This window comes from Actinoplanes sp. NPDC049802 (genome assembly GCF_040656595.1).
GTDB lineage: Bacteria > Actinomycetota > Actinomycetes > Mycobacteriales > Micromonosporaceae > Actinoplanes.
Map to the genome: position 1 here is coordinate 1 of NZ_JBFAMR010000125.1, position 13,943 is coordinate 13,943.

Consider the following 13,943-nt stretch of genomic DNA (forward strand, 5'->3'; position numbering starts at 1 on the left):
TGCTGTTCAGCGCCGTGGCGCTGGCCGGCATCGCGCTGGTCAACGTGCTGCTGCCGTCGATCGTCAAGGATCGCTTCCCGGACCAGGTCGGCACCCCCGGACGGGGACTCGTCTCTGCATGCGTGGCCAGCCGGTGAACGTGGCGGTGGTTCCGAGTGGCTGCCGGCCGATGCCACAACGCTGGAGTCCAGGGACAGCGTCAACGGCGATCGCCGAGGAGCCACCGCGGCCGGCCGAGTCGCTTCCCCGATCTTGCCCAGCGACGAGCACCACCGTTCACGCCATACCGTCTCGTCTACATGTGCAACCGCCGCAGCGGACGGATCTTCACCGGTCTTGGACCGCCGACCGCCGCCGACCGCCGCCGACCGCCGCCGCCATCGCCGATCGCCGACCGCCGCCGCCATCGCCGATCGCCGACCGCCGCCGCCATCGCCGATCGCCGTCGCCGTCGCCGTCGCCGATCGCCGTCGCCGGTCATCGAATCCCTGATCCAGGTCCGGTTTCGGCTACCCGGCACCCGCGTCGTGAGGCCTGGCAAAATAGGGCCGGACCGGACATGCGCTGGTAGCGGGCCTTTATTGATAAGCCAGCAGATCAGCGCCGTCCCACGCTCGCTGAGACAACCCCGGCAGCCAGCCGGGAACCCAGCGCCTTCGCGCGCCGCCCGCCGCGGCCCGGCACTCGTGCGGCGGTGTCGTTCACGCATGCCACAGGCGCCAGTACTCGGCGACGAGCCCCGCGACGACCGCCGGCTGCTTCTCCGCCAGCACCGGCAGGGGCGCGAGCCACGAGCCGATTTCGAGAGCCTTGATCACCAGGGTGAAGAACTTCTCGTCGTCGCTGTGCCGGGCGACCGCGACCAGCGCCTGTGCCTTCAACTCCGGGTCGGTGACGGATTCCGCGATGTTCTCCGCCGGTTTGAGGTGTCGCGCGGCGGCCGCCCCTGCCGCCACCTCGACCCGGCCCAGATCCCGCTGCTCCGGTCTTTGGCCGGTACCGACGGTCGTTTCGGCCCACTCGACATGGCCGGCGCCGGCGGCCGCCGCGGCGGCCACCCGCAGCGCCAGCCGCTGCTGGTTCGGGCATCTGCGGGCGATGTTCTCGGCCCGCTCGAGGTCACCGGCGGCGGCCCTCGCCCGGGCTGCCGCGATCAGCGCCCGGTCCTGCCGCTCCGGATCGGTGATCGTGTCCGCGGCCACCTCGGCCTCGTCGGCCAACCGTGCGGCCTCGTCGGCCAACCGTGCGCCCTCGGCGGCCAACCGTGCGGCCCCGGCGGCCAGCCCTTCGGCCTCGACCCCACGGCAGGCCCCGGCCAGCCCTTCGGCCTCGACTCCACGGCGGGCCCCGGCCAGCGCCTCGGCCTCGACCCCACGGCGGGCCCCGGCCAGCGCCTCGGCGACCGCCGCCAGCGCCTCCACCCGCTGATGCGGGCCGGAGATGGTGCCGCCGATTCTTCTCGCCTCGTCGGTGCCGCCCGCGAAGGCCACCACCCGGACCAGCTCGACCAGCGCATCCGCCCGCTGGTCGGGGTCCTCGATGTCGTGGGCGGCCGCCTCGGCGTCGGCCGCCGTCCGGGCGGCCTCGTCCGTGCGGCCGGCGCCGGCCAGCGCCTCGGTGATCGCGATCAAAGCGTGGGCGTGCTGAACCGGACGCCGGAAGCCCTCGGCGATCGCCTTCGCCCCGTCGGTCTTGCCGGCCGCGGCCATCGCGCGCGCCACGGCGACCAGCGTCCGGGCACGCTGGTTCGCGTCGTCGACGTCGCGAGTCAGGGACCTGACTCGGTCGGCGATCAAGGTGGCCGTGGCCGGGTCGCCCGCGGCGGCCGACGCGGTGGACAGAGCCAGCAGCGCCGGTATCCGCTGGACGGGATCCGTCGTGCTCCGGGCCGCGTTCTCGGCGTCGACGGCCACCTCCAGGGCCCGCTGTCCGTGGCCCTCGGCGGCCAGCGCCCCGGCGACCGCGGCCAGGGCCTCCGCCCGCTGGGCCGGAACCGTGACGGCGCGGGCGATGGCGTCGGCCCCGTCGATGTCGCCCGCGGTGGCTGCCGCCGTGGCCACCGCGGCAAGGGCCCGCTCCCGGCGAGTGCGGTCCACGTCGGTGGGGAGGATCGCCCGGGCCCGGCCGGTGTCGCCCCCGGCCGCCGTGGCCGTGGCGACGGCGGTCAGCGCTTCCGCCCGCCGGTGTGGGCTGGTCACGGTGCCGGCGATCTCCACGGCCCGGTCGATGTCGCCGAAGGTGGCCATCGCCGCGGCGACGGCGATCAGGGTCTGTGTCCGCCGGCCCTTGTCGGGGACGGCGACGGCGATCTCCGCGGCGTCGCCGGCGAGTCCCCTGGCACGCTCGATGTCACCGACGGCGGCCGCCACGGCGGCGATGGTGATCAGTGCTTCGGCCCGCCGGTGTGCGACGGCGACGGTGCCGGCGATCTCCACGGCCCGGCTGACGCCGCCGGTGGCGGCCACCGCCCCGACAACGGCTACCAGCGCCTGCGCCGACTGGCCCGGCTTGTTGGCGATCTGCTCGGCGGTCGTCCGGGCCTCGGCGGCGAGCAGACCGGCCCGCTCGATGTCTCGGGCGGCGCCGGCCGTGGCCACCGCCGCCAGCGCCCGCACCCGCTGATATCGATGGGTGACGCCGCGGGCGATCGTCGCGGCCCGGTCCAGGTCGCCGCCGGCGGCCACCGCTTCGGCCACGGCGGCCAGCACCACCGCACGATCGTACGAATCGCGGATGGCGCCGGTGAGCGCCTCGGCCCGGTCGACGGCGCCCGAGGTGGCCATCGCCACGGCGACCGCGCACAGGGCGTCCGCGTCCCGATGGGGCTGCTTGACGCCGAGGGCGATCCTCTCGGCCTCGTCCAGGTCGCCGGAGGTGGCCACCGCCCCGGCCAGCGTGACCAGCGCCCGCCCCTGTCTCGCCGCGCCGACGACGCCGCGGGCGAGGGACTCGGCACGGGCCGGTTGCCCGAGCCGCACCCAGACGGCGATCAGACCGGCGGGGATCGCGCAGTTCCGGGATGTCAGTTCGCCGCGATGCATCGACAGGCGGCCCAGCGGGAGCAGATCGGGTTTCCACTCCTCGGCGACGATGCTGTGAGCGATGGCGATCTCGTTGAGCGCGGCCGAGTCGCTGCCGCTGCGGATGCGCATCCGTTCCGGTCGTTTCGGGTCGATGGCCAGAGCGAACAACCGGTCGACATCACCGCGGGCGGCCAGCAGGTGGAGATACTGGCGTAGCAGGTATTCTGGCGTCTCTTCCGGCCAGCGCTTGTCGCGGTACTCGTCCGCCCACTCGTGCAGCCTGTCCCGAGAGGCCTCCAGCCGATCCTCGCCGATCCTCGATTCCGCCAGTCCTCGAATGCCGTCGTGACAGAGCACGTACACCTCTCGGCTGGACGGCCATCCGCTGGGGCGCCGGGCGAACGTGCGCCCGGCGACGGTCCTCAGGTGATCGACGATCTCGGTCGGCGGCCGCCCGGTCAGTTCGGCCAGTTCCTCCTCGGACAGGCCGCCTCCGGCCGCGGTGATCAGCTCGAGGACGGCCCGAATGAGCGGATCGCCGTTCAGGCACGCTTTCAGGTCACGCTCCGCGACTTCACGCATCACGGCTGCGTGCGGCGACGCGGTCAGGCTCAGCACGTTGTCGCGGTTGCGCGGCGGATGCGCCGTATGCGGGTCGCTCTCGCCGGCCCGGCCCGGCCGGCCGGCGACCACGATCCGCAATCCGGCATCGGCGGCGTCGAGCGAGTCGACGGGCAACAGGCCGGCGATGCCGTGCCCGCCGACGGTGGTGTCCTCGTCCAGTCCGTCCACCACCAGAACCAGACGGGTCCCGTTGCGGCGGCACTGTGCCGCGGCCTCGACGAGCATGCTGAGCAGATGCACATCCCGGGTCGTCTCCGGCGGCCACGCCTGCGACGAACGGCGGAGCAGGACCGCCAACTGCTCCATGACCGTGTCGCGGAACGCGTGCCGGTTGCTCTGCCCGCCCAGCGGGGCGGTGATGAAGAAGGACACCACCCGGGTTCCGGGCGGCGGGTTCGTCACGAAGTGCGACAGGAAGGCTGTCTTCCCGGCCCAGGCGTCGGCCTCGTACCACCTGTAGTGGCAGGCGACTTCGTCCTCGGTGCAGAATCTGGCGAGTTCGGCCAGTTCCTCTTCGCGGCCCAGCAGCGACTCCGGTGCCAGCCGCCTGACCTGCAACACGTACCCGGTCGGGGTTTCCGGGTGAGGGTGCACCGCCGCCTCCACGACTCTCGCATCGGCGCCGTCCACGTTGACGACGCGACTTTCCGGATGACGTCCGGGTCCGGCCGGGCTGTCCGTCACCACCGGGCCGATCCCGGGACGCTGTTGTCGTTCGCTTCCACAGCTCGCCTGTGCCGTACCATGGATCTTGATAGTCGCCACAGCGAAGCCGTGCGAGGAGTCTTCCGGATCCGCGCCCGCCCGGTGGGGTGATGTCGTGTTTCCGGCACGGCATACGCCGCCTTCGGTGGACCTGGTCCGTCGGCGGCGAGGCGATCGGGGGCGCCCTGACCGCCGATGCCGGACACCCGGCCACTCAGCCCCCCGGCCCCGGCCGACCTGTACCGTGCCATGCTCGGCGGTGTCGCATAGGGTAGGCGGCCTGATGTCTCTCTACAGCACCCAGCGCCTGCAGAAGTTCCGCATGATCGTCACCGGTGGTGGCACCGGCGGGCACACCTACCCTGCCCTCACCACCATCGACACCCTCCAGGCCCGCCTCGCCGAGACCGGCACCGCACCCGAGCTGCTCTGGGTCGGCGTCGCCGACGGACTCGAAGCGCGGATCGCGGAGCGTAACGGGATCCCGTTCAAGACGGTCACCACCGGCAAGCTGCGGCGCTCACCGAACCCGCGTGAGCTGGCCCGCAACGTCGTGGACGCGTTCCGGATCCCGCTCGGTGTCCTCCAGGCCGTGTTCACCGTCGCCCGCACCCGGCCGACCGTGGTGTTCAGCACCGGCGGGTACGTGTCGGTGCCGATCGGGCTCGCGGCCCGCTGCCTGCGGGTGCCGTACCTCATGCACGAGCAGACTCTCGCCGTCGGGCTGGCCAACCGGATCCTGGCCCGGTTCGCCGACCGGATCCTGCTCAGCCACGAGGCGTCCCTCGGCCATCTGCCGCAGCGGGCCCGCAAGCGTGCGGTCGTCACCGGCAACCCGGTGCGCTCGGCCATGCTGCAGGGCGATCCGGAGAAGGGCCTCGCGGCGTACGGGCTGGACCCCGCCCTTCCCGTCGTACTGGTGACCGGCGGCGCGACCGGCGCGCAACAGGTCAACCGGATGCTCACCGGCGCGCTGGCCGGGCTGCTGCCGCACTGCCAGATCGTGCACCAGTGCGGCAGTCACGGGTTCGCCGAGATGCAGGAGGTCGCCCGGCAGCTGCCGCCGCATCTCGCGCAGCGCTACCGGCTCGTCGAGTTCATCCACGAGGAGCTGCCCGACGTGATCGCCGCGGCGAGTGTGGTGGTGGCCCGCAGCGGCGCCGGGACGGTCGCCGAACTGACCGCGCTCGGCAAGGTGTGCGTGCTCATCCCCTACCCGCACTCGGCCGGCGACGAGCAGCGCATCACCGCCTGTCACCTGGCCGAGCAGGGTGCCGCCGTCATGCTCGACGGCGACACGGCCGTGCCGGAACTGCTGCACGCGGAGGTCGCCGGGCTGCTCGCCGAGCCGCACCGGCGGGCCGCCATGGGCCGGGCCGCCGCCACGCACGGGCGGCCCGGCGCCGCCCAGCACGTGGTCACCGAGATCCTCACCGTGGCCGCCCAGGCCGGCCGCTGACCGGCGCTGCGGACCGGGGAGTGTGGTGCTCGGGCTGCGCGCGAAAGGCCGGATTCGTCGCGGTTGCCGCCGGACGCGGGCGCCACTCGCGTACGAGATCGTTGGGGTCCGCCTGAACGGGGCCTAATGTTGCGGCGTGCCTGGATCATCGTTGACCGCAGTCGTCCGTCCCGCCGTCGATGCCGATGCCACCCGCATCGCCGCGATCTGTTCCGGTGGGTATCGAAACGCCTACCGTGAGCTGCTGCCCGAGGGCTACATCGAGCGCAGCGTCGTCGAGTTCTACAGCGAGGCGCGCGTCGCGAAGGAGATCGCGCCCGCGCCGCCCGGCTGGTTCGGCTACCAGGTGGTCGAGGAGGACGGCCGGGTCCTCGGCGCGGCGGGCGGCGGGATGACCGGCCCGGCCGCCGGCGAGCTGTCCCGGATCCACCTGGACGACTCGCAGCGGGGCCGGGGTCTGGGCACTCTGCTGCTGGACCGGATCACCGAGCAGGTCCGGACGGCGGGCGGCACCGAGCTGTGGGTGTCGGTGTTCCTCGGCGACCGGGCGGGCATCGGCTTCTACCGGGCCCGTGGCTTCCAGCCGGTCGACACCGTCCGGGCCGCCCTCTCCCGGGTCGACGACCACATCTCCAGCCTGCGGATGTGCCGCAGGCTGGAGTGAGGCGGTCACGGGGTGGGAAAATCCTCCTCCGGCTTGCCTTCCATGTAGTCGGCGAGCGTCTCGTACACCGCCGGGTTGACGATGCCGTGTGACATCCGGTCGGTGTGCCCGGCCCAGTCCGGGTTGGCCAGATAGCCGGCCACCACGAGCGAACGGGTGCCGACCACCAGGGCGGCGGTCTTGTCGTTGTCGGTGGTGCCGGTCTTGCCGAACACCGGGTGACCGACCACGTCACGCACCTGCGGGGCCGTCGCGCCGGCGCAGTCTCCGAGCTGGGCGCGGTCGCCGACCGGGCAGCGGGCCGCGTCGAGCGCCTTGCGGGCCACCTCCTTGCTGGTCGCCTTCGTGCAGTCCGGCCGGCCGGCGTCGAGCTTGGTGCCGTCGGCGGTGGTGATGCTCTCGATCGGCGTGGGCGTGCAGTACCGGCCGTCCGCGGCCAGGGTGGCGTAGGCGTTGGCGATGTCCAGCGGGGTGGACGCCGAGACACCGAGCGTGAACGCGCCCCACTCGTGGGCCTGGTCCGGGTCGTTGGCGCGGGTGGCGTCGTCGGAGGAGCGGAACCGCACACCGAACCGTTTCGCCACGTCCACCACCTTCTCCGCGCCGACCTGCTCCTGCAGTGGGACGAAGTAGGTGTTCACCGACCTGCCGAACGCGGTCCACATGTTGAAGTCGCCGGACTCGCTCGCCGAGGCGTTGCTCGGGCAGTAGTAGCCGTCGCACGACTCCGGCGACGAGTCCAGGTAGCCGGACTTGTAGCGCCGCGGCGAGTAGATGGTGGTGTCCAGCTCCTTGCCGTTCTCCAGGGCGGCCACCATGGTGAACATCTTGAACACCGAGCCGGCCTGGTAGCCGGGCACGTCCGCGCTGCCGGTGATGATCGGATTCGTGGTGTTCGGGTAGGTGCCGCGGATGCCCTTGCGCGCCAGGGCCGGGTTCGAGGACAGCTCGTTGCGCGGATCGTCCGCGTCGTCGATCCGGTATTTACGGTTCGCGGCCAGCGCCCGGACCGCGCCGGTGCCCGGCTCGACGGCGGCCAGCATCAGCGCGTTCCGGTCGTCGTCGCTCTGCCGCTCGGTGATCTCCCGGCGGGCGTCCGACTGGGCGTCCAGGTCCAGGGTGGTGACGATCCGGTAGCCGCCGTTCTTCAGCAGGCGCTCCCGGTCGTACGCCGTCTCGCCGAAGGCGCTCTGGCTCTGCCACCACCGGTAGAAGTAGTCGCAGAAGAAGCCCCAATGGTTCTTCGCCACCGACACGCAGCCGCGCGACGGGCGGGTCGCGGTCCTCGGCACCTTCACCTTCTTGGCGGCGGTGGCCTCGGCGGCGGTGATCTGGTTGAGCTCCAGCATGTTGCCGATGATGTAGTCGCGCCGGTCCACCGCCTGCGGATGGCCGGTGGCGGTGGTCGGGTCGAACGCGGTCGGCGCCTTCACCATGCCGGCCAGCAGCGCCGACTCGGCCACCGACAGGCCGGCCGGTGACTTGCCGAAGTAGACCTGGCTCGCCGCGCTGATCCCGTAGGCGCCGTTGCCGAACGGCGCCATGTTCAGATAGCGCTCCAGGATCTGCTGCTTGGTGAGCTGCTTCTCGACCTGGACGGCGAACTTCATCTCGGACAGCTTGCGCTGCACGGAGTCCTTGGTGGCGTCGACCACCTGCTGCGGGTCGGTCGCCGAGTAGGCCAGCGCCATCCGCACGTACTGCATCGTCAGGGTGGAGGCGCCCTGTTTGCCGCCGCCCTGGTTGTTGTTGACGAACGCCCGGGCCACACCTTTCAGGTCGACGCCGTTGTGCTCGAAGAACTTGTGGTCCTCGGCGGCGATGATCGCGTCCTGCATGTTCTGGGAGACCTTCGCGAGCGGCACGTCGCTGCGGAACTCGTCATACATCAGCGCGATCTGGGTCTTGCCGTCGGACGCATAGACCCTGGTTACCTGCGGTGACGACTGCTCGATCAGCTCGGTGGGCAGTTCCTGCAACTCCTCGGACCCGGCCTTGGCGGCGAGGCCGGCCATGGCCACCGCCGGGAAGGTCGCGGACGCGACGGCCAGGCCCGCGAGCAGGCCACATATCGCGAGTACGCCGGCGCTGCGGGCGGTTCGATGTTCACCAAGAGTCTTGCCAGTCACTCGAACCAGGTTAACCAGAGTGATCGCCAGTCACACGGCAAGCGACCTTCGTCACACCAGGTAACCAGATGTTTGACCCAGGTCTGTCCGGTGACCTGCGCCGTTCCGCCGGATCCGGGGTGCGGCTCCTCGTCCCGGAGCGTGAAACCGGCCCCGCCCCGATGAGAGGTCGGGCCGAGGAGGCGTTTCGTCGTGCTCAGGCCCCGATGGCGGCCTTGGTGGCGTGGATGACGCGGTTGAGGGTACCCCCGCCGACGCCGCCCACCTGGTCGGTCAGCCGGGCGGCGCTGAGGTGGTTGACACGCCAGGCCAGGGCGGAGCGCCCGGCGGGCAGGTCGTCGGGGCCGAAGGGGACGGCGAGCAGGTTGCGCGAGTCGGACCAGGCCTTGTCATCGGTGACCTCGACGACGATGGCCGTGCCCTGCTCGTTGAGTGTGTCGATGCTGATCACCAGGAACTCACGGTCCACCGGAGGCACCCGGTAGACCAGGCCGCGCCGTAAGCTCACGCGTCGCCCGTCAGCCGGGCCAGCTCGTACTCCTCGTCGGCGTGCGCGGCCTCATACGCGCCGATCTGTTTCGCGGCGTCGGCCATCAGCCGCTCGCGGATCACCGAGGCGACCCAGCTGCTCCCCGCGCACGCGGGATGGTCCCACTGGATGATGCCGTAGCGTTCGGACCGTAAGGCGCTCCCGCGCACGGGCGGCGACGCCTCCACCAGGGCGAGCGGCTGACGCGTCAGGTGGCCGGGCCGGGTTTGCGGGCCAGCAGGCGGTAACAGTTGCCGCCCTTCGTCGGGGCGATCACCGCGTCGAGCACCTGGTCCAGGAGCGCGGCGAGGACCAGCACCGGGACGGTCGCGGTCCAGGCCGCCGTGTTGCGGAGCCGGGTCCAGCGGGTCGGTGGGCGGTCCGACCAGGGACGGTCCGGGTCGGGGCTGTGGCTGTTCACCCACAGCAGGACGGCCCGGGACAGGTCACGCGCCTGATGGGCCCGGCCGGTGTCGGTGGCGACCACGGTCAGCCCCCGGGCGGCCACCGCCTCCATCAGGCGGGGCAGCGGGATCAGGTTCAGGTGCTGCGGCTGGAAGTACGGCATCCACAGGCTGCGCAGCACCCGGGCCGGACGGAACCGTGGGTTGGGCACCTCGATGAGCAGGTGACCGCCGGGCCGCAGGACCCGGGCCGCCGCCTCGATCTCGGCCCGTGGCTCCAGCGTGTGCTCCAGGTAGTGGTGCATGCTGACGACGTCGTACCGGCCGGTGAGACGGTCCGCCATCTCGGGGAACATGCCCTGGTGGGCGGTGCCGACCCAGCCGCGGCGCTGGGCTTCGAGGACACCGTCGCCCATGTCCAGGCCGTCGAAGACGGTGTCGGGGAACTCCCGGGCCGCGTACCGGCAGAAGTGGCCCCAGCCGGTGCCGACGTCCAGCCAGGTGCGCGGGGTGGCGTGGGCTCGGACCATGTCGACACGGCCGCGGTAGGAGCGGCCGCCGGTGGTGAAGACCGCCTCGCTGAACGACTCGCCCAGGCCGTCGTAGGCGTCCCGGTAGTAGAACTCCAGGCCGGCGGCGTTCAGCCGGGGGTTCTGGAAGATGTGCCCGCAGTCCCCGCACTGGTCGAGGGTGAACAGGCCGGGTTTGACCATCACCCGGTCCGGTGACGTGAGACGGCGCCGCAGCCGGACGCCACCGCACCAGGCGCAGTCGTCGCGGCGAGGTTCGAAGAAGCGGCCGGTTCCGTCGGCCAGGTCCCGGGCGTAGCCGGTCCGGGCGCGGGCGCGGCGCTCGTCCATCTCCCGGTCGTACGGTGACCGCCACGTTCCCCGGACGCCGCGCCACCAGCGCAGCGGATCGCGGACCGGGCGCAGGCAGGCGGCCCGGAGCCGGTCGGCGGGCCGCAGGGCGGTGCCGGCGGTCACCAGGTAGGGCTGGGCGGCGTAGGCGGCGAGGGCGAGCAGCCCCCACGCGGGGTCGAGGACGACCGCGGCGGCCAGGAGCAGATAGCCGTACAGCCGGACGGCCAGCGTGGTGTTGACCGACGCGACGGAGGCCCGCAGCCGGGCGGGAAGCGTCGCCGGGTCGGCGGGAACGGCCTTGACGGCGGGTGTCACGACCAGGCCGGCGCCGGTCGTGGCGTACTTCTTCAGCCGGTCGGTGAGCCGGATCATGGTGGCCGGATCGTGGCCGCCGCCGGCTTCGATCCCGGCCCGGGCCGCGAGGGCCTGATCGACCAGCAGGGCGTGGCCGGCGCCACGGCCCGGGACGAGCGGATCGCTGCCGTAGGTGGCCGGGTCGACCTGCCGGAACAGCGTGAACGTCTCGGACACCGGCAGGTCGGCGGGAATGAGGTCCAGCACGGTGAGCCCGGCCCGCTCGGCGTGGGCCTCGGCCTGCTCCCGCGTCCGCTCGTCGACGGTGACCCCGGCTGCGGTGACGAGGAGGAAGCGGCTCGCCGCGCCGCCGTCGCAGGCGCCACACGACGGCACGGCGGCGACCGGCGAACCGGCGGCGGATCCGCTCGACGGCACGGCGGCGACCGGCGAACCGGCGGCGGACGCGTAGGCCGGTTCGCCGGCTGCGGGGGTGGGGACGGTGTCCCGGGCCGGTGCCGGCGAGAGGGACGGGATGGCACGCAGGCGGGCGCGCAGGCGCAGCGCGTCCAGTAGGAGCACGGTCGCCGTGACGGCGGCGGGCAGCATCGACCCGTTCAACGGGGAACCTCCGGGGTCAGAAGTGAGCGGGGTACGAGAGATTCCAGATGAGCGGCCGCCTCGTCGGCTCCTCCGGCGGCGCGGAAGGCTTCGCGGATCCGGGCCGCCGCGCGGGCGTACCCCGGATCGGTGAGAACGGCGTCGACGGCCGCGCCGATGTGGGCCGCGGTGGCGTGCGCGAAACGCAGGCGGACTCCGGCGCCGGCGTTCACCACCTGCGAGGCGACGATCGTCTGGTCGTCCCGGATCGGGGCCACCACCAGCGGGAGGCCGTGCCACAGCGATTCGGTGACGGTGTTGTGCCCGCCGTGACAGATCACCAGGGCGGCGTGCCGGAGGACGGCCTGCTGCGGCACCCACGGCGTCACGTGGATGGTGGCGGGACACTGCCCGGCCACCCGGCCGGGGTCGGCGATCACCGCGTTCAGCCCGGGGCGGGCGGCCAGGGCCGCGGCGCACTCCCGCAGGAAACGGGCGCCTGTCCCGGTTGACTGGGTACCGAGCGTGACCAGTGCCAGGGGTTTGCCGGTGGGCCACGGCGGAGTCCAGGTCCCGGGGTCGTCCTGTGGGGCGGGGCCGATCCAGCGCACCGCCGGGGGCGCGCCTGCGGGGCCGGCCAGCGCCGGGACGCTGAACGCGAGGATCAGGTGCGGTGACATGCGCGGGTCGGCCACCCACCGTTGATGGGTGAAACGGCCGCGCAGCCAGTCATGGACGTTCGGCGGGTACGGATCACACAGTTCCGCCGAGGTGGAGGCCGACGTCGCCCAGGGCAGTCCGGCTTCGGCGGCCGCGTACGCGCCGGCCCACGTCTGCTGGTCGGCGACCACCACGTCGGGACGATGATGGGCGATCGCGGCACGGACCCCGGGCAGCATGGCCGCGGCCAGGGGCTGGAGGAACTCCTCGACCAGGAAGCGCAACGCGGCGACGCCCCGCAGGCCGGGCGGCCGGGCGGCCACGGGGAAGGACGGCGGGACACAGTCGTGGACGGTGGCGGCGTCGCCGAGGTGTTCGCGCAGCCACGGGCCGGCGCCCGCCCAGACCACGTGGTGGCCGCGGGTGACGAGGCGTGCCGCGACCTGCCGCAGTGGCGCCAGGTGGCCGGTGAGCGGCGGCACCACGAGGAGGAACCGGCTCACGACACCACCGCCGGGGGCCGGGCCGTCCGGTGGGTGGCCAGCCACGGCAGGACGGCGGCGGCGACCTGCTGCGGCGCGAAGGCCAGCAACTGGTGGTGGTGGCCGGGCACCACCACGACGTCGCACGGCGGCAGCAGGCCGACGATGCCGTCCAGGCGGGCGTGCAGGCGGGACTCGCCGCCGACGATCAGCAGCAGCGGGCATCGCAGCCAGCCGGGCGGGTAGACGGCGGCCAGACCGGTACGGTCGACGACGTCCTCGACCAGGGTGGTGCTGACGGCCAGCTCCCGCGCCTTCCTGGTGAGCCGCCGGGCCATGGCCGGAACGAGAGCCCCGAGTTCGGCCCGCGCGACCTCCTCCGGGTCGTTGAGGTGGGCGGACAGGTCACGCAGCCCGTCGGCGGTGCGGTCGGCCCACGCCACGGTCGGCGGTTCGGACTCGATGACGATCAGGGAGGCGACCCGGTGCGGGAAGCGGTGGGCGTACCGGAAGGCGACGGTGCCGCCCCAGGAGAAGCCGATCAGGTGCACCGGGCCGGTCACGCCGAGTTCCTCGATCAGCCCGGCCAGGTCGTCGGTGGCGGCGTCCACCCCGTACCCCTGTCGTGGTCTCTCGCTGCGGCCGTGGCCGCGCAGGTCGTAGGCGATGACGTCGAACCCGAGCCCGGCGACCGCGGCCGCGATGCTGAAGTAGTAGCTGGCCATCGTGTCGAGCAGGCCGTGGATGAGGATCATGGGCGGCGCGCCCGCGACCTTCGACGGCAGCCGCTGGACGTGCAGGCGTACCCCGTTGCTGTTGACGTGGGCCATCGGCTCAGGCGTGTTCCAACCGGGCCGTCACGTAGCCGGCGAGATCGCCGACCCGCAGCGTGATGATCTCCGGGAGGCTGCGGGTGGAGAGGAAGCCGGCGAGGTCGATGCCGGGGCCGTAACGTTCGGTGAGCAGGGTGCCGAGCACGACCAGGTCGATGCTCTCGAAGGCCAGGTCGGCGTCGAACGACGTGTCCGGGGTGATCGGCACGGCGTCGATGTCGTAGCCGTCGAGGACCTGGCGGATCAGGTCACCGATCTCGGCGAGAACGGTTTCGGTGGTCACCGAGACCTCCGAAGGATGCCCCGGCCTTCAGGGTGGGGAGGAATGGCGGCTCCGTCAGGAGCGGCCCGGTGCAGCCGGGACGGTCTGAGGACGCAGTCCGGAAGCAAACCCGCGTACACTTGACTCATGACATCCTCTCGGTAAGCTGTCGATATGCGTACGGCGTACAAGTGCCGGGCCTACCCGACCCCCGAACAGGCTGCGGTGCTGAACCGCACCTTCGGGTGTGTGCGCCTGGTCTGGAACAAGACCCTCGCCGCGAAGACCTCGCCGTCGCGAACATGGTCAAGAACAGGAGCCTGGCCAAGGCCATCTCCGACGCCGGCTGGGCCGAGTTCCGCGAGATGCTGCAATACAAGACGGCCCGCACCGGCCGCACCCTGGTCGTCAT

At 72.5% G+C, this 13,943-nt stretch carries 11 protein-coding genes; 3 read left to right on the forward strand and 8 right to left on the reverse strand.

What is annotated here, in order from left to right; translation table 11 throughout:
* Nucleotides 1-701: 701 nt before the first annotated feature.
* Nucleotides 702-4,277: a hypothetical protein gene (locus AB0I88_RS39445; RefSeq protein WP_361037088.1), complete on the reverse strand. Its 3,576-nt coding sequence runs from the start codon at nucleotides 4,275-4,277 to the stop codon at nucleotides 702-704.
* 358 nt (nucleotides 4,278-4,635) lie between these two features.
* Between AB0I88_RS39445 and AB0I88_RS39450 the strand changes: the two genes are divergently transcribed.
* Both AB0I88_RS39450 and AB0I88_RS39455 read left to right on the forward strand, forming a co-directional pair.
* On the forward strand, nucleotides 4,636-5,811 hold the full coding sequence (locus AB0I88_RS39450; protein ID WP_361037090.1) for a UDP-N-acetylglucosamine--N-acetylmuramyl-(pentapeptide) pyrophosphoryl-undecaprenol N-acetylglucosamine transferase: 1,176 nt from the start codon (nucleotides 4,636-4,638) through the stop codon (nucleotides 5,809-5,811).
* 151 nt (nucleotides 5,812-5,962) lie between these two features.
* Nucleotides 5,963-6,475, forward strand: coding sequence for a GNAT family N-acetyltransferase (locus AB0I88_RS39455; protein WP_361037092.1), 513 nt, complete (start codon nucleotides 5,963-5,965; stop codon nucleotides 6,473-6,475).
* Nucleotides 6,476-6,480: 5 nt separating this feature from the next.
* Here AB0I88_RS39455 and AB0I88_RS39460 read toward each other — a convergent pair whose 3' ends face one another.
* The 7 genes from AB0I88_RS39460 to AB0I88_RS39490 all read right to left on the reverse strand — a co-directional run bounded on the left by AB0I88_RS39460 (nucleotide 6,481) and on the right by AB0I88_RS39490 (nucleotide 13,552).
* Nucleotides 6,481-8,490: a transglycosylase domain-containing protein gene (locus tag AB0I88_RS39460; protein ID WP_361037108.1), complete on the reverse strand. Its 2,010-nt coding sequence runs from the start codon at nucleotides 8,488-8,490 to the stop codon at nucleotides 6,481-6,483.
* Between the two features lie 310 nt (nucleotides 8,491-8,800).
* Complete coding sequence (locus tag AB0I88_RS39465) at nucleotides 8,801-9,112, reverse strand: hypothetical protein (RefSeq protein ID WP_361037094.1); 312 nt, start codon at nucleotides 9,110-9,112, stop codon at nucleotides 8,801-8,803.
* Entirely contained in the window at nucleotides 9,109-9,303 is a 195-nt protein-coding gene (locus AB0I88_RS39470) for a hypothetical protein (RefSeq protein ID WP_361037096.1), read from the reverse strand. The genes AB0I88_RS39465 and AB0I88_RS39470 overlap by 4 nt, the downstream gene beginning before the upstream one ends.
* Nucleotides 9,304-9,341: 38 nt before the next feature.
* A complete protein-coding gene (locus tag AB0I88_RS39475; protein ID WP_361037098.1) occupies nucleotides 9,342-11,315 on the reverse strand; it encodes a methyltransferase domain-containing protein in 1,974 nt (657 codons plus the stop codon).
* The gene (locus tag AB0I88_RS39480; protein WP_361037100.1) at nucleotides 11,312-12,457 is read right to left on the reverse strand and encodes a glycosyltransferase; all 1,146 of its coding nucleotides are present in this window, start codon (nucleotides 12,455-12,457) and stop codon (nucleotides 11,312-11,314) included. The genes AB0I88_RS39475 and AB0I88_RS39480 overlap by 4 nt, the downstream gene beginning before the upstream one ends.
* Nucleotides 12,454-13,266 (reverse strand): alpha/beta hydrolase, encoded by an 813-nt coding sequence (locus AB0I88_RS39485; protein ID WP_361037102.1) that lies wholly within the window; start codon nucleotides 13,264-13,266, stop codon nucleotides 12,454-12,456. The genes AB0I88_RS39480 and AB0I88_RS39485 overlap by 4 nt, the downstream gene beginning before the upstream one ends.
* A 4-nt stretch (nucleotides 13,267-13,270) precedes the next feature.
* Complete coding sequence (locus AB0I88_RS39490; protein WP_361037104.1) at nucleotides 13,271-13,552, reverse strand: acyl carrier protein; 282 nt, start codon at nucleotides 13,550-13,552, stop codon at nucleotides 13,271-13,273.
* A gap of 153 nt (nucleotides 13,553-13,705) precedes the next feature.
* On the opposite strand from AB0I88_RS39490, the gene AB0I88_RS39495 reads away from it, so the two are divergent.
* The coding region (locus AB0I88_RS39495; RefSeq protein WP_361037106.1) for a helix-turn-helix domain-containing protein at nucleotides 13,706-13,943 on the forward strand (238 nt) is incomplete at its 3' end.

What these genes read in the sequence shown, in the direction of transcription:
- AB0I88_RS39460 (WP_361037108.1), bottom strand. Translation starts at nt 8,490, where the DNA reads ATGGCCGGCCTCGCCGCCAAGGCCGGGTCCGAGGAGTTGCAGGAACTG.
- AB0I88_RS39450 (WP_361037090.1), top strand. Translation starts at nt 4,636, where the DNA reads ATGTCTCTCTACAGCACCCAGCGCCTGCAGAAGTTCCGCATGATCGTC.
- AB0I88_RS39485 (WP_361037102.1), bottom strand. Translation starts at nt 13,266, where the DNA reads ATGGCCCACGTCAACAGCAACGGGGTACGCCTGCACGTCCAGCGGCTG.